General features: G+C 42.5%; 17 protein-coding genes. 14 read left to right on the top strand and 3 right to left on the bottom strand.

Annotated features, from left to right (window positions below):
- Positions 1-158: 158 nt before the first annotated feature.
- Entirely contained in the window at positions 159-1,538 is a 1,380-nt protein-coding gene (locus H8Z82_RS11160; protein ID WP_019161550.1) for a citrate/2-methylcitrate synthase, read from the bottom strand.
- A 268-nt stretch (positions 1,539-1,806) separates the two neighbouring features.
- On the opposite strand from H8Z82_RS11160, the gene H8Z82_RS11155 reads away from it, so the two are divergent.
- The gene (locus H8Z82_RS11155) at positions 1,807-2,286 is read left to right on the top strand and encodes an acyl-CoA thioesterase (protein ID WP_019161551.1); all 480 of its coding nucleotides are present in this window, start codon (positions 1,807-1,809) and stop codon (positions 2,284-2,286) included.
- A 33-nt stretch (positions 2,287-2,319) separates the two neighbouring features.
- On the opposite strand, the gene H8Z82_RS11150 is transcribed toward H8Z82_RS11155, so the two are convergent.
- The gene (locus tag H8Z82_RS11150; protein ID WP_186995157.1) at positions 2,320-2,859 is read right to left on the bottom strand and encodes a hypothetical protein; all 540 of its coding nucleotides are present in this window, start codon (positions 2,857-2,859) and stop codon (positions 2,320-2,322) included.
- Between the two features lie 220 nt (positions 2,860-3,079).
- On the opposite strand from H8Z82_RS11150, the gene H8Z82_RS11145 reads away from it, so the two are divergent.
- From H8Z82_RS11145 to H8Z82_RS11130, 4 genes are all read left to right on the top strand, one after another.
- Positions 3,080-4,798 (top strand): alpha-amylase family glycosyl hydrolase, encoded by a 1,719-nt coding sequence (locus tag H8Z82_RS11145; RefSeq protein WP_186995156.1) that lies wholly within the window; start codon positions 3,080-3,082, stop codon positions 4,796-4,798.
- Positions 4,799-5,063: 265 nt separating this feature from the next.
- Positions 5,064-5,459: a hypothetical protein gene (locus H8Z82_RS11140; protein WP_186995155.1), complete on the top strand. Its 396-nt coding sequence runs from the start codon at positions 5,064-5,066 to the stop codon at positions 5,457-5,459.
- Positions 5,460-5,669: 210 nt separating this feature from the next.
- Complete coding sequence (locus H8Z82_RS11135; protein ID WP_186995154.1) at positions 5,670-6,788, top strand: substrate-binding domain-containing protein; 1,119 nt, start codon at positions 5,670-5,672, stop codon at positions 6,786-6,788.
- Complete coding sequence (locus H8Z82_RS11130) at positions 6,781-8,235, top strand: sensor domain-containing diguanylate cyclase (protein WP_186995153.1); 1,455 nt, start codon at positions 6,781-6,783, stop codon at positions 8,233-8,235. Before H8Z82_RS11135 ends, H8Z82_RS11130 begins: the two co-directional genes overlap by 8 nt.
- Positions 8,236-8,449: 214 nt before the next feature.
- Here the strand turns inward: H8Z82_RS11130 and H8Z82_RS11125 are convergent, their stop codons facing one another.
- Complete coding sequence (locus H8Z82_RS11125; RefSeq protein ID WP_186995152.1) at positions 8,450-9,592, bottom strand: tyrosine-type recombinase/integrase; 1,143 nt, start codon at positions 9,590-9,592, stop codon at positions 8,450-8,452.
- A gap of 449 nt (positions 9,593-10,041) precedes the next feature.
- Here H8Z82_RS11125 and H8Z82_RS11120 point away from each other — a divergent pair, with 449 nt between their 5' ends.
- The 9 genes from H8Z82_RS11120 to H8Z82_RS11080 all read left to right on the top strand — a co-directional run bounded on the left by H8Z82_RS11120 (position 10,042) and on the right by H8Z82_RS11080 (position 18,279).
- On the top strand, positions 10,042-10,431 hold the full coding sequence (locus tag H8Z82_RS11120) for a hypothetical protein (protein ID WP_186995151.1): 390 nt from the start codon (positions 10,042-10,044) through the stop codon (positions 10,429-10,431).
- Between the two features lie 100 nt (positions 10,432-10,531).
- The gene (locus H8Z82_RS11115; protein WP_186995150.1) at positions 10,532-12,592 is read left to right on the top strand and encodes a polysaccharide biosynthesis protein; all 2,061 of its coding nucleotides are present in this window, start codon (positions 10,532-10,534) and stop codon (positions 12,590-12,592) included.
- A gap of 45 nt (positions 12,593-12,637) precedes the next feature.
- Positions 12,638-13,846 (top strand): DegT/DnrJ/EryC1/StrS family aminotransferase, encoded by a 1,209-nt coding sequence (locus tag H8Z82_RS11110; protein WP_186995149.1) that lies wholly within the window; start codon positions 12,638-12,640, stop codon positions 13,844-13,846.
- 16 nt (positions 13,847-13,862) lie between these two features.
- Complete coding sequence (locus H8Z82_RS11105) at positions 13,863-14,345, top strand: sugar transferase (protein ID WP_186995148.1); 483 nt, start codon at positions 13,863-13,865, stop codon at positions 14,343-14,345.
- 226 nt (positions 14,346-14,571) lie between these two features.
- Positions 14,572-14,985: a DegT/DnrJ/EryC1/StrS family aminotransferase gene (locus H8Z82_RS11100; protein WP_330607943.1), complete on the top strand. Its 414-nt coding sequence runs from the start codon at positions 14,572-14,574 to the stop codon at positions 14,983-14,985.
- Entirely contained in the window at positions 14,985-15,689 is a 705-nt protein-coding gene (locus tag H8Z82_RS11095) for a sugar transferase (protein ID WP_186995146.1), read from the top strand. The genes H8Z82_RS11100 and H8Z82_RS11095 overlap by 1 nt, the downstream gene beginning before the upstream one ends.
- Before the next feature lie 15 nt (positions 15,690-15,704).
- Complete coding sequence (locus H8Z82_RS11090; RefSeq protein ID WP_186995145.1) at positions 15,705-16,523, top strand: glycosyltransferase; 819 nt, start codon at positions 15,705-15,707, stop codon at positions 16,521-16,523.
- Positions 16,524-16,539: 16 nt separating this feature from the next.
- Positions 16,540-17,796 (top strand): TolB-like translocation protein, encoded by a 1,257-nt coding sequence (locus H8Z82_RS11085; protein WP_186995144.1) that lies wholly within the window; start codon positions 16,540-16,542, stop codon positions 17,794-17,796.
- Positions 17,797-18,279 (top strand): hypothetical protein, encoded by a 483-nt coding sequence (locus H8Z82_RS11080; protein ID WP_186995143.1) that lies wholly within the window; start codon positions 17,797-17,799, stop codon positions 18,277-18,279. It begins immediately after the preceding gene.
- Positions 18,280-18,318 lie beyond the last annotated feature (39 nt).

The raw sequence follows: 18,318 nt of genomic DNA, 5'->3' as shown, positions 1-18,318 counted from the left end.
CAAACACATTATAAACATATCTATGCTTATAATTGTTTGCATTTATCTCTTTTGTAATGAGTAAAATCAGACCGCTTTCTTAATAAGTCTTTTTTCTCTGGAGCGTGTGTGAAAGATTTTTCAAACACGCTCTAAGCCTCAGATTTGGAAGAGAGCAGTTATCTTTCCTCAAATGGTATAAAGTCCGTATGTTCTCCTACATATTTATAAGCAGGACGGATGATCTTGTTGGCGCTTATAAGCTCCTCAAGTCTGTGGGCACTCCAGCCAGGCATACGTGCAATGGCAAAAATCGGTGTAAACAGTTCCTGAGGGATTCCCAGCATACTGTAAACAAAGCCACTGTAGAAGTCTACATTTGCGCACACATTTTTAAATATCTTTCTGTGTTCCATAATAAGTTTGCCTGCCAGCCCCTCAACTCTGTTGTAAAGCTCAAACTCCTCGGTCATGCCCTTTTCATCAGCCAAGGCCTTAGCAAAACGCTTCAGGATCACTTCACGGGGGTCAGAGAGAGTATAGACTGCATGACCCATACCATAGATCAGTCCTGCATGGTCAAAGGCTTCTTTATTCAGAATCTTCTGAAGATAATCAACCAGCTCATCCTCATTCTCCCAGTCCTGTACGTGAGCCTTCAGGTCAGCAAACATATTCTGGACCTTCAGGTTGGCACCACCGTGACGGGGACCCTTCAGGGAGCCAATGGAAGCAGCTGTGGAAGAGTAGGTATCCGTACCTGAGGAGGTTACCACATGAGTAGTAAAGGTGGAGTTATTACCACCGCCATGCTCAGCATGGAGAATCAGTGCAATATCCAGAACCTTAGCCTCCAGCTCTGTATACTGGCCATTCGGACGCAGCATCAGCAGAATATTCTCAGCCAGGGAAAGACCTCTCTGTGGATTGCGGATAAACAGAGTCTCATCCTTACGGAAATGACGGTATGCATGATAGGAATAAACAGCAATCTCAGGAAGCTTGGCAATCAGCTCCAGAGACTGACGCAGTACATTTTCAGGAGAAATATCCTCCGGATTGTCGTCATAGGTGTACAGGGCCAGTACACAGCGCTGCATGGCATTCATAATATTGGCATTGGTACCCTTCATAACCACGTCACGGACAAAACGACCGCCCAGCTCCTCCATGTTTCCCATAACATCGAAAAATCTGGCCAACTCATCCCTGTTGGGAAGCTTGCCGAAGATCAGCAGATAAATAACCTCTTCAAAGCCATAACGTCTGCCGTTCAGACCATTGATAATATCCTGTACATTGATGCCCTGGTAAAAAAGCTGTCCGTCTGCAGGAATCCGGCGTCCATTGACCAGCTTATAACCATTTACATCAGAAATTTCAGTCAGACCGGTAAGAACACCCTTACCTGCAGAATCACGCAGACCTCTTTTTACATCGTATTCTACATATAAATTAGGATCAATATGATGATTTCCCAAAAGCTCATGCTCAAAGAATCTCATCTTGTCCCTAAGCTGCCTGGAATCCTCCAGACTCATCATTTCATGCTTTTCCATAATATCTCTCCTCATATATGTATATATTCTTAATCTAACATTTTACCGTAACGCAGTGAGAAAGGCAATAGAACAATTGTATTTTTTTAAATACAATTTCAATCAAATCAAGTAAGTTTTCCTCTTTTATAAAGATAATTCACAGGTTTCGTGAAATCCGGTTGAAAATGCCTGCCAATGTATATATAATTAATGTGCCAAATGGAAGATATAAATAAAGTAATTATATATTATGATATCAAATCACAAAGGAGTGCAAAGAATTAATATGTCAGAACGTAAAATGAAACGGGTTGAGGACTCGTTGACCGAACAATCCCACTTACTGATGCCCAAATGTCTCAATGCAGCAGGTTACCTTTTCGGCGGACAGCTGCTGGCTTGGATCGATGAGACTGCAGGTATTGTAGCCAAACGCCACGCAGAGATGAACGTAGTGACAGTAGCAGTAGACAATATGTATTTCAAAGCCGGAGCCCAGGTAAATGATACCATTGTACTGATCGGACGGCTCACACATGTAGGACGCTCCTCCATGGAAGTGCGGATTGATACCTACAGAGAAGATCTGAGCGGAACCCGTACCATGATCAACCGTGCATATTTCACTATGGTGGGTACAGATGAGAAACAACATCCGGTAGAAGTACCGGGACTGATCATTGAGGGAGTTACCCAACAGATCGAATTTGAAGCAGCGAAAAAGCGAGCCAATCTGTGGAAAGTACGCCGCCAGGAGGGATTCTGACCAGAACCTCCTGACGGACATACATTCAGAAGCTTACTCCTGACCCGGATCAGAGGGGACGGTATCCTGACCGGAGAAATCTTCAGAGGTGTCATCCCCTGAGGTATCCGTGGACTCATCCGGGTAATCAATCTGATCCCCGTCACCGGTATTATCGGTAGTATCAGAATTATCATTGTTATCAGAACTGTCACTGCTGTCAGATCCATCTCCGTTATCGGAAGAATCCTGGTCTGCAGAACCATCTCCGGAGCCGTCTGTAGAACTATCTCCGGAACTATCCTGGTTATTATTATTTCCCGGATCCTCCTCGTAGGATCCGCTGTCATAATCCCAGTCAGTGCTGCCGGAATCATCATAATTGCTCTCCTGAGTATAAATAGGAAAGCCATTTTCTTCTGCCTCAGCCTGGGCTTGTGCTTCCGCCTCGGCAGCTGTTTCCGGGGCTTCTGTAAAGGTGGTCACACCCTTGGACATCTTACTGTCCTTTGGCGCAACTGCCGAAACTCCAAACATGGCCGCACACAGCAGAACGGCTGTGCCTGCAATCTGCAATTCATCTATATGTCTCATAATCATTTCCTCCAAAGTAAAGCTTCCCCACCATTATAGCACGGCTGAAGAAATTTGTGTATTCCTGAAATATTGAGTAATAGGAATAAGCAACACAGAATTTTTTTGGGTAGAATTTTGACAGATAATCTGCTATTATAAATGACAGATGCGTTACTGTCTGACAGAAATTGTTATCTGTCCGGAATCATCGTAAATAAAAAACAGAGGTGTAAAATATATGAGCTGGTATAACGAGGCAATCTTTTATCATATTTATCCACTGGGACTGACCGGAGCGCCAAAGGAGAACGACTATGGCACTCCTGTCCATCGACTGAATACCTTACTTCCCTGGATCGACCATATTAAGGAAATCGGATGCACGGCACTCTACATCGGTCCTTTGTTTGAGAGTGTGGGACATGGCTATGAGACTACCGATTACAAGAAGCTGGATTCCAGACTGGGAACCAATGAAGACCTGAAGAATTTTGTGGCTGCCTGTCATGAGAAGGGAATCCGGGTGATCTTTGACGGTGTGTTCAATCATACAGGACGTGATTTCTTTGCATTCAAAGATATGCAGCAGAACAGAGAGAATTCCAGATATGTGAACTGGTACTGCAATGTGAATTTCTGCGGAAATACGGAATATAATGATGGATTTTCCTATGAGAACTGGGGAGGGTACAACCTTCTGGCAAAATTAAACCAGAGAAATCCGGAGGTACAGAACTATATCTGTGATGTAGTCCGTTTCTGGGTATCTGAGTTTGATGTGGACGGAATCCGTCTGGATGCAGCAGATGTGCTGGACTTTGATTTTATGAAAGCACTCCGCAGGACAGCCTCTGAGGTCAAAGCAGATTTCTGGCTTATGGGAGAGGTGATCCACGGGGATTACAGCCGCTGGGTCAATGGGGAAACTCTGCACAGCGTGACCAACTATGCCCTGCACAAGGCCTTGTACAGCGGACACAATGACCACAATTATTTTGAGATTGCCCATACAGTGAAATATCTGCTGAATATGGGAAATCTGGATCTCTACAATTTTGTAGACAACCATGATGTAGAGAGAATCCACACAAAGCTGACAAATAAAGCCCATTTTGCTCCGGTGCATATCCTTCTGTATACACTGCCGGGAATCCCCAGCATTTATTATGGCTCAGAATTTGCCATTGACGGCCGCAAGGAGCAGTTTTCTGATGCCAGCCTGCGTCCGGCACTGAACCTGGCAGATTATGCAGATGCAGTGGAGATGAATCCCTGTACTGCACTGATCGCAGCCCTTGGAAAAATCAGACAGCAGACACCGGCATTAAGCTATGGTAGCTACACAGAGCTTCAGCTTACCAACCGCCAGTATGCCTTTGCCAGAAAACTGGATGGTGTCTCTGTGATCGTCACTGTAAATAATGATGACAATGATGCCTCCATGAATGTACCTGCCGGAAACACTTCTGAATATATAGGCACACTTACAGGACAGCATGTCAAAGTCCAGGATGGACGGATCAACGTAACAGTCCGCGGTAATTTCGGAGAAATCTGGGTACCTGTAAATGCAGCAGCTGAATATGAGCCGGTGAAAGTACAGACAGAGGAAGAAAAACCTGGCTGTCAGGCTGAATTTGAGACAACAAAGGTGACTCCTACCTTAGACACCGTGCAGGAGAATGCAGAAACTGCCTGTGCCTGTGAGACTGCAGAGATACACTCTGAGAACACACCAGCAGAAAACAATCATACAGAAAATTCTCAGGAAGTTTCTAAGGAACCTGTAAAAACAGATTCCAACAAATCCCCGGAAGAAATGACTGTAGAGGAACTTCAAACAGCAATCCTGGGAAAAATGGCCAACAATGGTCCTGTTACCGACCAGATGAGAAAAACAGTGGCAGACAATATCTGGCACGATTCCCTGGTTAACTGGCTGAAGAGCTTCCGGTAGACAAGTCATTCCTGCTGCCAGATTTTTCATTGTTTATTAAGATTTCTTTTATAGACTTCATAACTGGCATATGATACAATTTTACCGAATCAAGTAAGTCCCTGCTTCAATTGCGAAAAGCAATAAGCGGTGGGTGGGGACTTGCTTGTATCAGGAGGAGTGCAAGCTCCTTCTGATAAACTGCGGAGCAGTTATTCGGTTATGAGCAAGTAGCGAAGCGGATTGCGAATATCCGCTTGACTTAGTCAAAGAAAGGAGGAGTCAAATGTTAGATCAGAAAGACATACAACTATTAGAGAAAATGTTCGAAAAATCTCAACAGAACATCATAAATACAGTAGATGAAAAAATAACTCACTCCGAAACCCGAATCTTGAAAGAAGTCGACAATAAGATAACTGCTTCCGAGACTAGAATGCAGAAAGAATTCGATACCAAGATGGATGAGAGGTTCACCAATTCTGAAAATATGATCCTGAGGGAGATGGATCGTATGCAGGAGCGGATGGACAAAAGAATGGACGATATCCAGAGAAATATAGATGAACTCAACCAGTATTACAGAATCAGCAAAATGGAATCAGATAAGACTTCCGTGCTTTTACAGATGTACAGCGACATGCAGAAGCAGATCGCAGAAATACAGGCCAGGATCGCATAGAAGACAGAAAAACCTTCCGAATGGAAAACAGCAGCCTCCAAACTGTTGCTTTCCCTCCGGGAGGTTTTTGCTTCTGCCTGAAAAAATAATAACCACAAAAAAATAATACCCATAAAAGAAAAGATATACACTTGCAAGGCTGTAATTTTACGCCTATACTTTATACTAAAGCATGTAAAAAACAGTACGCTCATATGTTGGAGACCTTATATGACCCAGAAACAATGGAAACAAAACCAAAGAATACAGAATCAAAAGATATACAATCGAAGAATAAAAAAGGCATTTCTGCCTGTGACCTCAGGACTGCTTGCATTCATGGTAATGGTGGGCGGCTGCGCATTGCCCGGCAATTCAGGGCAGGATACTGGGACCCAGGCAGCTTCAGACACCGATGAATCTGCGGTGGTTGATTACACCTGCATTGCCAACCAGGGCAGCCGGGAGAAAATATACGTGATTCTGAAAAATTACCACGGTGACTACTGGAAAAAGGTGATCCAGGGAGTTACAGAGGCAGCAGAACAGATAGAGGAGGCTGTATATCTGGGTGGCATTGACAATGAGACAGATGTGTCCGGACAGATTTCCCTTATAGAAAAGGCCCAACAGCAGGGTGCAGACGGAATCCTTCTGGCACCTGCTAATTCCAATGCCCTGGTAGAAAGCTGCCAGGAGATCAAAAACCAGAATATTTCCCTGGTACTCATCGATTCCTCTATTAACAGTGACGCCTACGACACCTGCTATATGACCGGAAATATGGAAGCAGGCCAGATAGCAGCCAGAGAAATGCTTTCCATGCTTTCAGAGCAGGGAAACACAGACCAGGACCCCCTGGAGGTAGGAATCCTTCTGTCCTCTGACTCCTCCCAGGCAATGGTCAACCGTGTCTCAGGCTTCCTGGAATACTGGGCAAAATATGCACCTGAGAAATGGACGATCAACCAGGACATCCGCCTGAATGGAGGAGACATGGAGAATGCCCAGGCAGATGTGTCAGAGCTTCTCAGAAACAACAGACATATCAAGGGGTTGTATGGCTGTAACAACACCTCCACCAAGGGCATTGCAGCAGTGCTGATGAGAGCAGCCAGAAAGGATATTGTAATGGCAGGATTTGACCTGGCAGAGGAGACTGCCAGCCTGATCCGGGATCCGGATTATCATGGCATCACCCTTCTGCAGAAACAGGAGAAAATGGCATATAAGGGAATGCTTTCTCTGGATCAGCAGATCCGGGGAGAAAAGCCGGAACAGAAATATATAGATACCGGAGTGCTCCTGGTGGACAGAGATTATCTTTTGGAGAATGAGCAGAATGAGTGATAGAAGAAAGAAAACCAAAAAAAGAAAGCTATATCTTGCCATATATCTGAGTCTCTGTCTGCTCATCATCCTTCTGGCTTATTTCCAACTGAGCCGGATGGCCCGGGACTACAACACTCAGCACCTGGAACTGATCACCGGGCTTTATGCAGAGAAAATGAATGATTCCATGGAATATCTTCAGAACTATGCCCAGGACAATGTAAAAGTAGCCCAGGCAATGGAGGACAAAACACCGTCTCAGGTTCTTGCCCGCATGGAGAAAAACCTGGACAGTACGGTATTCTGTGGCATTGGTCTGATCGGAGAGAATGGGGAGATCTACGGAAGTAAATATGCATCTGCAGATATCCGCCAGGAAGGGCTGGACGAACAGGCTATGGAGGCAGAGGATTTTTTTTACTCCGATCCCTACCAGTCCAGTGAAACTGGAAGTATGATCGTCACCACCTTCGTCCCTGTGCCGGATTCTGCTTGGCTGCACACCATTTATGTGTCTGTGAAAATCGAGAATCTGAGGCAGTTTGGCGTATACGATCTTTTACGCGGCAAGGTCAGTGTCCATCTGTTGAAGACAGACTCTGAGAATTTCGTCACCTGTATCAGCAATTCCAGCACTGAGAGCTTTGAGGGAAGCTGGAACAACCTGCTGCTCCAGCAGAGATATTTTCAGTATAATGACGGATATTCCTACAGCCAGTGGGTCAGAGACATGCGCTCCGGCAAAAAAGACGGCAGGTTCTCAGCCACCATCCGGGGTGTGGAATCCACCATCTCCTACAGGAGCATTACCAGCATGCCGGGCTGGTACGTAATTGTAGAGCTGGCAAACAAAGACATCTCCGACATTACTCAGCAGTTCTCCCTGCTTGGAGGAACCTTTGGCTGCATTCTGGTAGCCATTACTCTGATCTACATGCTGTCCATCCTGCTGCTGGAGAAAAAGGACAAAAAGGTTTACATGGGTCTGTCTGCCATAGACCCCCTTACAGAGCTTCTGAACCGCCGGGCTCTTCAGAATGCAGTGGAAGAGGAGCTGAAGAAAAAGGCAACCGGTTATTTCATATTTATAGATATCGACAACTTCAAAACCTACAATGACACCTACGGCCACAGCAACGGAGATCTGTGCCTGAAGCACTGTGCCCGCATTATGAAAAAATGCTTCCCGGAAGACAGCATCCTGGGCCGCTACGGAGGCGATGAATTTGTAGTCTGTCTGAAAGGTGCCACCCAAGAGGAAACCTATGCCTATATGCAGGAATTCCAGAGCTGGCTTACCCCGCTGACCCTGTCCACAGGAGAAGTGGCAGAGCTTTCCGTCAGCGCCGGCGGCGCCGCCTACCCTGACCAGGGTGAAGACTTTGTATCCCTGTGCCGAAGTGCGGACGCAACACTGTATGAAGTGAAACAGAACGGTAAGGGAGACTTCCGGGTGAAAGGCTGACTGTGGAATAAACCAAAGAAAAAATTGAATAAGAATACACAAAAGAAGAAACAGTAGTGAACAGACAAGATAGCCTGTAAACTGCTGTTTCTTTTATTAGGATATAGTCCAAAATGTGCTGAAAATTCGTGGAGTATTTTACTCTACGAAAAAAGGCCCCCAGAACTCCCATAAATAGGGAATTCCGGGGGCCTTTGACGGCTTTTGACCAGAATTAATTGACGGCAAAAAGGCCGGAGAGCTTCTGCATATTCTGGTGCTTCAGCTCCATGGAAGGATGGACATAACGATTCATGGTAATATTTACATTGGCATGTCCCAGAATCTCACTTAAGCTTTTTACATCAAAGCCAACCTCCACACAGCAGGTAGCAAAGGTATGACGCAGCGCGTGGAAATTCACGGGCTCCAGACCACACTGCTCCTGCACATAGCGAAAATAATTCTGCATGACTCTGGGTTCCACATATTTCTCTTCTCCGTAGGCCAGCACAAACCCCTGCCTGTCCGGAAATTCCCTGGCGATCAGCCGTCCCAGGCTTTCCGGCAGAGGAATGGTCCGTATAGAACATTTGCTTTTGGGAGTAGAAATCTTTACTGTGGTTTTGGTATTCCCGGAACCATTGGTCTGAAGCCGCTGCATAGTTTGATGGACATAGATAAAGCCCTCTGTCAGGGAAATATCCTCCCACTGCAGTGCACAGATCTCACCAATACGCAGTCCGGTAAAAAGACAGATCAGAATCCCCAGATTGCGCTCATTTATATGAGAGTAAAGATATCTGCACAGAATATCCTGGGAAGACCGCGACAGTACAACTGTATCCGGAGAGATCTGGCGGATTGCGATTTCCCTTCCTGTAGCAGCCGGCCTCATACCCTGCACCTGGGCAAACCGCAGAATATTTCTCAACAGGGACAGAATATCAGATACGGTTTTGGAAGAAAGCCCTTCTCTGTCAGCTCCGCCGTGGGTGAGCAGATGGTCACAACATTTCTGGATTTTATTGGAGGTAAGTTCTGAGATAAGGATCTGGGATAATTCAGGCAGCAGGTAGGAATTGAGCAGATTGGTATACTTCATATAGGAAGATTCTTTGATTTTTGGCTGTATGGATACCAGCCAATCTCCAGAGACCTTGGCAAAGGACTGGGGCTGCAGAGGAACTATATCCGGCACCGAAGGATCTGTAACAAGGTCTGCCACTGCTTGGCTTCTTTTCTTGCGCACCTCATTATAGGTGGAAGCATACACAGAACCGTAGACGGCTTTTCCCTGGGGAGTCCTGGCTTTAATATAACGGCCCTCCCAGCGTCCATCTTTACGTTTGTAGATATTTTCTCCTTTTCTTGACATGATGTAACTCCTTTCGATAAAATATAGGAACATAACTGTCCGACAAGTCTAAATATAGTTGCCTGACAGCTGTGTGACCATAATTGCAACGGCAAATAGCACCCAAGTCAGCCCACTTTGGTCATGATTTTTGCAGGGATAGATTAAAAACCATATAAAAACTCCCTCTGTTTGTTAACAAACTTTGTCATAAACAGAAGAATTTCACAGATTCGTCACAGAAATATTGACAAATTGTGCTACTGTATATAAAATAAAGAGAGTTGAAATGGACTGAAAAAGTCTGAAACCAGATTCGTAGAGTAAAATACTCTACGAATTCTGTCGAAATCTGCGAAAAAGGAGTGATCGTCATCTGGTACTTATGCGACTGTGGAGAACAAAACCCCACAGAATTTGCCAGAATCTGCAGACAAAGCCTCTCTGCCCGTGCATTGGAGGATGCTTTTGTGCCTACCTATGATCGGATGAAACGGTATCAGGGGCAGTGGCATGTGGAACAGGGGATTGCGTTTCCGGATATTATCTTTCTGGAAAGCGAAGATCCGGACACTTTGGAACAGGAACTTCATGATAAATGTCCTGACAGCCGTATGATTCGTTTGTCTTCGGAACAGAAAGGACTGTTTGCGCAGCTCTTTGGGGAGGAGAAGCATATGTCGCTGTCAAAAGGACATATCCGACAGGGACAGACCCACGTTACCCAGGGACCGCTGCAGGGGAAGGAAGATCTGATACGGAAAATTGACCGGCATAAAAGACTGGCAAGGCTGGAGGTTCCGGCGGGAGAGGGACTTCTTCAGATGTATGGCGGGCTGGAGATTTTGACTAAGGATTAATAACAAGAGATTATTTTAATTTTTGATTGAAGAAGGAAAAAGATTTATTTGGGAGGAAAGGGCAGAGTGAAGCTGTCCATATGATTAAGAAATGACATTTATGAATCAAAAGAAAAATTGTAAGAGAAGAAAACTGGAGCATTGGCAGGTGATTTCCCTTTACTTGGTCATTTATGATGTGATTGCTGTAAATGCAGCCTATTTTCTTGGCCTGTGGTTTCGTTTTGATTGTACATATTCAGCAATACCCGGAGAATATCTGTCTGCCTATCTGAAGTTTACACCATGGTATACGGTATTCTCTGTTTTCGTGTTCTGGATGCTGCGTTTGTACAACAGTGTATGGCGTTTTGCAAGCTATAGTGAGCTTATCAGGGTTGGCATTTCTACGGTGATCACCTTTCTGTTCCAGGCAGTTGGGATTACCCTTGTCATACAGCAGATGCCAATGTCCTATTACTTATTTGGAACCATCATCCAGTTCTGCCTGATCGTAGGGATCCGTTTTTCCTATCGTTTTGTCCTTTTGGAGAGGACACGGAGACAGAAGGAAGAGGAAGGGCCGCTCCATCGTATCATGCTGATCGGCGCAGGTCAGGCAGGACAGATCATTCTCCGTGATATTGAACGTGCAAAAGAACCAAAGGGAAAGGTCTGCTGCATTATTGATGACAATCCCAACAAATGGGGGCGTTATATGGAGAGCGTACCTATTGTAGGGGGCAGGGATGAAATTCTGGTAAATGCAAAGAAATATAAGATTGACCAGATCCTTCTGGCCATCCCAAGTGCAAGCGCCGCAGAGAAAAGAGATATCTTAAACATCTGCAAAGAGACCAAATGCGAGATGAAGATACTGCCAGGTGTCTATCAGTTTGTCACAGGAGAAGTATCTCTCAGCAAGATGAAGGATGTGGCAGTGGAGGATCTCCTGGGAAGAGACCCGATCAAGGTAAATATGGAAGAGATTTTTCGCTACATTAGTGGAAAGACCATTCTGGTGACCGGCGGAGGCGGATCTATCGGAAGCGAGCTCTGCCGCCAGATCGCAGCCCATGCACCGAAGAGGCTGGTGATCTTCGATGTATATGAGAACAATGCATACGACATTGAGCAGGAACTCCGCTCCAAATACCCGAATCTGGATCTGGTGGTACTGATCGGTTCTGTGCGCGATACCAGAAAGATCAACGATGTATTTGAAACCTATAAACCGGACATTGTTTATCACGCAGCTGCACATAAGCATGTTCCCCTTATGGAGACCAGCCCCTGTGAGGCAATCAAGAACAATGTAATGGGAACTTATAAGACAGCACATGCTGCCCTAAAAAATAAATGTCAGCGTTTTGTACTGATCAGTACAGATAAGGCTGTGAATCCTACCAATATTATGGGGGCGAGCAAGCGTCTCTGCGAGATGGTTATCCAGACCATGGATAAGATCAGCAGAACAGGACGAGAAGATCTGCTTCCATTGCTGGGAAGCCACTATGAGGACAGCGAGGAAGCACTGAAGGAAGTGGCAGTTACCAGGGAGTTTCCTGAGGAAAAAAGGGAACGGAAACTGAAAACTGAGTTTGTGGCAGTGCGGTTTGGAAATGTGCTGGGAAGCAACGGGTCTGTGATCCCGCTGTTTAAGAAACAGATCGCAAAGGGCGGCCCTGTGACCGTTACCCATCCGGATATTATCCGGTACTTTATGACCATTCCGGAGGCTGTGAGTTTGGTGCTTCAGGCTGGAACCTATGCAAAGGGTGGAGAGATTTTTGTGCTGGATATGGGAGCGCCGGTGAAGATCGATACACTGGCGCGGAACCTGATCAAGATGTCGGGGATGACACCGGATGTGGATATTAAGGTGGAGTATACCGGGCTGAGACCTGGGGAGAAGCTGTATGAAGAGAAGTTGATGGCTGAGGAAGGGCTGACTAAGACGGAGAATGAATTGATCCATATCGGGAAGCCGATTCCGTTTGATACGGAAGTATTCCTGAAACAGCTGGAAGAACTGGCTGTGGTGGCTTATGGGAATGAGCCGGGGATTAGGAGATATGTGGAAGAGATTGTGCCTACTTATCATGCGGCGGAAGAGGATTTGAGGTTGCATGGGGAGACGTATAAGAAATTATTCAATAAAGCAACTGAAAATAATCATTAATTCATTTGAGCATATATTATTAAATTTAAAGAGAGGCAGAGAACAATGAAAATACCATTTTCACCACCAGATATTACAGATGCAGAGGTTGAACAGGTCGCAGAAGCACTTCGTTCCGGTTGGATTACTACCGGACCGAAAACAAAGGAATTAGAGCATGAAGTTGCTGGTTTTTGTGGCGTTAACAGAGCAGTATGTTTGAATTCACAGACAGCCTGTGCGGAAATGACACTGAGAGTTTTAGGAGTAGGAGAAGGTGATGAAGTAATTACCTGCGCTTATACCTATACAGCAAGTGCATCAGTAGTATGCCATGTGGGTGCAAAACTTGTATTAATCGATACACAAAAAGATTCCCTTGAAATGGACTATGAGAAACTTGCAGATGCAATTACAGAAAAAACTAAGGTCATTATTCCTATTGATCTTGGTGGTGTACCATGCGATTATGACAGAATCTTTTCTATAGTTGAAAGTAAGAAACATCTGTTCCGTCCGTCAAACGATATTCAAAAAGCAATAGGAAGAATTATTGTAATGACTGATGCAGCTCATGCGTTTGGAGCAGAGTGGCGTGGCAAAAAGGTTGGAAGTATTGCTGATTTTAGTAACTTTAGTTTTCATGCAGTGAAAAATTTTACAACTGCAGAAGGTGGAGCTGCTACATGGAAAGACATTGAAGGAATTGATAATGAAGAATTATATCATAAATATCAGTTGCTTTCCCTTCACGGACAGTCAAAAGATGCTCTTGCTAAGACTCAGCTTGGTGCATGGGAATATGATATTGTCGGTCCATGGTATAAATGTAATATGACAGATGTTGTTGCAGGAATTGGTCTTGCACAGATGAAGCGTTATAAAGGCTTACTTGCCAGAAGAAAAGAAATTATTGGAAGATATGATGATGCATTTAAGCCATTAGGAATTGAAGTCCTGAATCACTATGCAGATGAACATCAGTCATCAGGTCATCTTTATATTACAAGAATTCCGGGGATTACTCTGGAACAGAGACATGAGATTATTGTAAAAATGGCGGAAAAAGGAATTGCATGTAATGTACATTATAAACCATTGCCGATGATGACTGCATACAAGAACCTTGGATTTGATATTAAAGATTATCCAAATGCTTATAAGAGATTTGAAAATGAAATTACACTGCCGCTTCATACTAAATTGACTGACGAAGAAGTGGAATATGTAATTGAGAATTATTGTGAAATTGTAAAGAACTATATTGGAAAATAATTAGGAGAAACAGTTAATGATTTTGAAAAAATGGGATGACCTTCCTGAATTTATGAAATGTGATGAGGTAAAGGTATACTATGATATTTTATCACGAAAGAAAGAAAGTCTGGTTCTGAAACGGATTTTTGATATTGGAGTGGGGGTTATCCTGTTGATTTTCATGGCTATACCGATGCTGATTATTGCGGTGATGATAAAAATGGATTCGAAAGGACCTGTTTTTTACCGTCAGGAGCGTGTGACCAGATATGGCAAAAAATTTAGAATACACAAATTCCGTACTATGGTTAATAATGCTGATCAAATTGGATCTGCTGTAACTGTTGGTGGTGATTCTCGAATTACTAAGGTGGGAGCAAAAATTCGAGATTATCGGTTAGATGAGTTACCACAGGTCCTTGATGTGCTAAGTGGAGATATGAGCTTTGTAGGGGATAGTGAGATAATAGGAACAACCGAGAAAAACCTTGATTTTACAAGGGTTTGGGCGGCTTGAGTTGAATCCTATTATGAGATTTTTATAAGAGTTGGATACTTGAGAGTCGGAACCAGTGGTGTCGAGAGTGCTTCTTGAATGTTCTGCTTGGCCCAACCTAAAGAACATAAAAATCTGATAAGGAGGTTTAACTTGAGCCTGTGTCTGGAATCGAAAGAGGAAAGATATAGGCTCGTTGACGTGTTAATAAATAATAATATGTTTCATAGGAGAGGGAGGTATGAAAATGAGTAGGGAGTTGGAATTAAAATTTAAAATTGATGATAATGAGCGTAGAAGAACAAATGATATGTATGATGCAGCATTTAAGCCATTAGGAATTGAAGTTGTTCCACACTATACAGATACATATACATCCACCGGACACCTTTATCTTACAAGAATACCTGGCATCAGTGCTGAGCAGAGAAATGAAATCATCGTAAAGATGGCAGAAGAAGGTGTAGCAACAAACGTGCATTATAAGCCGCTTCCAATGCATACAGCCTATAAGAATATGGGATTTGATATTAAGGACTATCCGAATGCTCATCAGAGATATACAAACCTGATAACGCTTCCAAACCATACACTGATGGAAAAGGAAGACATTGAGTATGTTATCGAAAAATTCACTGAGATTGTAAAGGAATATATGTAATGAAGAAGTGGGAAGATTTACCATCAGAAATGCAGATAGAAGAGGTAAGAGAGTACTATGATGTTTTAGATAAAAAAAGAGTCAGCCTGGCACTTAAGAGAGTATTCGATATCATAGTTTCCTCAGTATTATTACTTCTGCTTTCTCCAATTATTCTTATTCTATCAATAGCAATCAAATTAGACAGTCGAGGCCCTGTATTTTATCGGCAGGAAAGATACACACAGTATGGAAGAGCATTCAGGATTCATAAGTTTAGATCCATGTGTGATGGGGCAGATAAAAAAGGAAGTCTGGTAACCGTTGAGAACGACAGCCGTGTTACCAGAGTAGGTAAGGTAGTTAGAAAATGCCGCCTGGATGAGATCGCACAGTTGATTGACGTACTTAAAGGTGACATGACCTTCGTAGGTGTAAGACCGGAAGTAAAGAAGTATGTGGATGCATACAAAGACGAATGGAAAGCCACATTTCTGTTACCGGCAGGCGTTACGAATCTTACCTGCATCTATTTTAAGGATGAGGATGAGCTTCTGAGTGGAGTGGATGATGTAGATAAGGTATACATCGAAGATGTGCTCCCGGAAAAGATGAAGTGGAACCTGAAAGGAATTAAAGAATTCAGTTTCTGGAATGATATTAGATTAATGTTTATGACTTTCTTCACTGTTTGTGGGAAAGAGTATAGAGAAAAAGAGTGTTAGGAGAGATTTGGAGAGATGGAAAAGTTCAGTGTACTGATGACAGTATATAAAAGTGATAATCCAGAATATTTTAGAATTAGTTTAAATAGTGTTATGGACCAAACAGCAGTACCTGATGAGGTGGTTCTTGTAAAAGATGGACCTGTTCCTGCTACAATCCAAGTGGTTATTGATGGAGTTGATGCAGCTCATCCAAACATCATAAAACAAGTTCAACTTGAAAAGAATGTTGGATTGGGGCTGGCTCTAAACGAAGGTTTGAAAGAATGCAAATATGAGTTAATTGCTCGTATGGACTCAGATGATATTTGCCTACCAGAAAGATTTGAAAAACAATTAAAAATGTTTGAAACAAACCCTAAATTAGACATTGTTGGTTGTCCTGTAAAAGAATTTGTAGAAACTCCTGACAATGTAGTCGGAAAAAGAGATGTGCCTTTAGATAATGTATCTATTCATAAATATGCGAGAAAAAGAGATCCTTTTAATCATCCGACTGTAATGTATAGAAAAAGTAAGGTTATGAAATATGGACCGTATGGAAACTATAGAAAAAATCAAGATACGGCTCTTTGGATTGAATTATTAAGCAATGAGTGTGTTGCAGCAAATATTCCTGAGTATTTATTGATGTTCAGATTTGATGAAGGAACATATAAAAAGAGAAAGTCTTGGGTTAATACTAAGTTGTTAATTGATATTCGTTGGCATGGATTCAAGATTGGGTTTAATTCATTCTTTGATTTCTTAATGGTTGCCGCAATGCAATTAGGTGTTTACATCATGCCAGAAGGATTCCAAAGATTTGTATATACAAAAATTTTAAGAAAGTAAGTGAGGAGGACTAAATATGGGTTTAGAACAAAGTATTAACCAGTTCTTAAACAGAATGCCTGGTGTAAAAAAAGTGATTAAAAGAGCTTATCAACTAGGTATGTACACAATTAGTCCAAAGATTAAGTCGGAAGGAAATATTACTCGGGTTAGTCCAGATGATGCTAATCACGAATATTTCTTTGGATATTACGATAAATCACCATGGGATGCTACTGATAGATATATGCTTTGTTTAAAAGCGAATAACACTTGGTCCGATGTTAGTCCCAAGGAAGAAGCTGAAATTTTACTTATTGACACACAAGAAAATAATAAAGTCAGAGTTCTTGCTAAGACTAGAGCTTGGAATGTGCAACAGTCTTGTATGCTTCAATGGATAGGGCCGGATTATTCAAGCAAGATTTTATATAATGATTTCAGAGATGATAAGTACTGTTCTGTAATTTTGAATATCGAGAGTGGTGAAGAAAAAGTCATCCCAGCTCCAGTGTACGCGGTATCTGCTGATGGCACTTTTGCTTTAACTCTTGATTTTAGTCGTTTATATAATTTAAGACCTGGATATGGTTACTATAATGAAAAAGAAAAAACAGAAGGAGTAGCGCTTCCTGATACAACTGCAATTTGGCGTGTGAATTTAACAAGTGGAGAAGTTACTCCAATTCTTAAATATACAGATTTTGCTAATTTTGAACCGAGACAAGAAATGAAAGAAGAAGGTTCGGTTCACAAAGTTAATCATATTATGCTAAGCCCGAATGGTAAGAGATTTATGGTTCTGTATCGTTGGTTCAATGGACATCGTAAATATACAAGACTGATAACATGTAATGTTGATGGAACTGATATGTATGTTCTTTCTGATGATGACATGGTAAGTCATTGCTATTGGAAAGATGATGGTCATGTTTTCGGATTTGAAAATAAGAAAGATGATGGTGTAGGCTACTATCTTATGACAGATAGAACCCAAGAATACACTCATTATTGGACTGGAATTGATGCTGATGGGCATCCAAGTTATTCTCCAGATGGAAGTATGATTTTGTTTGATACTTATCCAGATAGAGCGAGAGTTGCTAGTGTAAAAGTAGCATCAGGTCCAAATGATAGTGATGTTAAAACGGTTGCAAGGGTATTTGCACCATTTAAATATGATAATGATACAAGATGTGATCTTCATCCGCGATGGAATAGAGCGGGAGATAGAGTCTGCTTCGATGGAGTATTTGAAGGTCATAGAGGATTGTATGTAGTGGAGATTGATTAAATGAAAAAAAGTTCCGGAATAGAAAAGGTTGGGCGTAATGCCTGGCTGATAGCAACTGTATTTCTTCTAATTATTAGCGCTTTTAAAATAGGGACAACAGGATTTTCAAATATTACTTTGTTACAAATTATATTATTTGGTATTTTTATGTATGCGCTAGGAATATCAATTAATAAAAAAGGTGCATTGTGGGAAGGTACATTATTTTTATATTCATTCTTCTTATTTTTATTGTCAAGAATATTTTTAGATTTTATAGGTATAAAGTCAATGTATAATTCCGATCGGTTTGCTTGGTATACGATTACGCCACAAACCACCGAAATTATACTTATTTCATATATTATATTCTTACTTGTTTATATAGTACTGTTAAAATTTGTAAAAAAAGATATTTTTAGTTTTGATGGTAGACATTTATTTAAATTTAATAACTTGCCTTTACTAGAGCAAAATATGAGAAACAGTTTGTTCCAAAGCTGATCAAGCCTGAAGAAGCAGGAAATATTAAAAAGGCAGAGC

The sequence above is a fragment of the Blautia difficilis genome, assembly GCF_014297245.1.
Taxonomy (GTDB): Bacteria; Bacillota; Clostridia; order Lachnospirales; family Lachnospiraceae; genus Blautia_A; species Blautia_A difficilis.
This window is presented reverse-complemented; position numbering and strand designations above follow the sequence as displayed.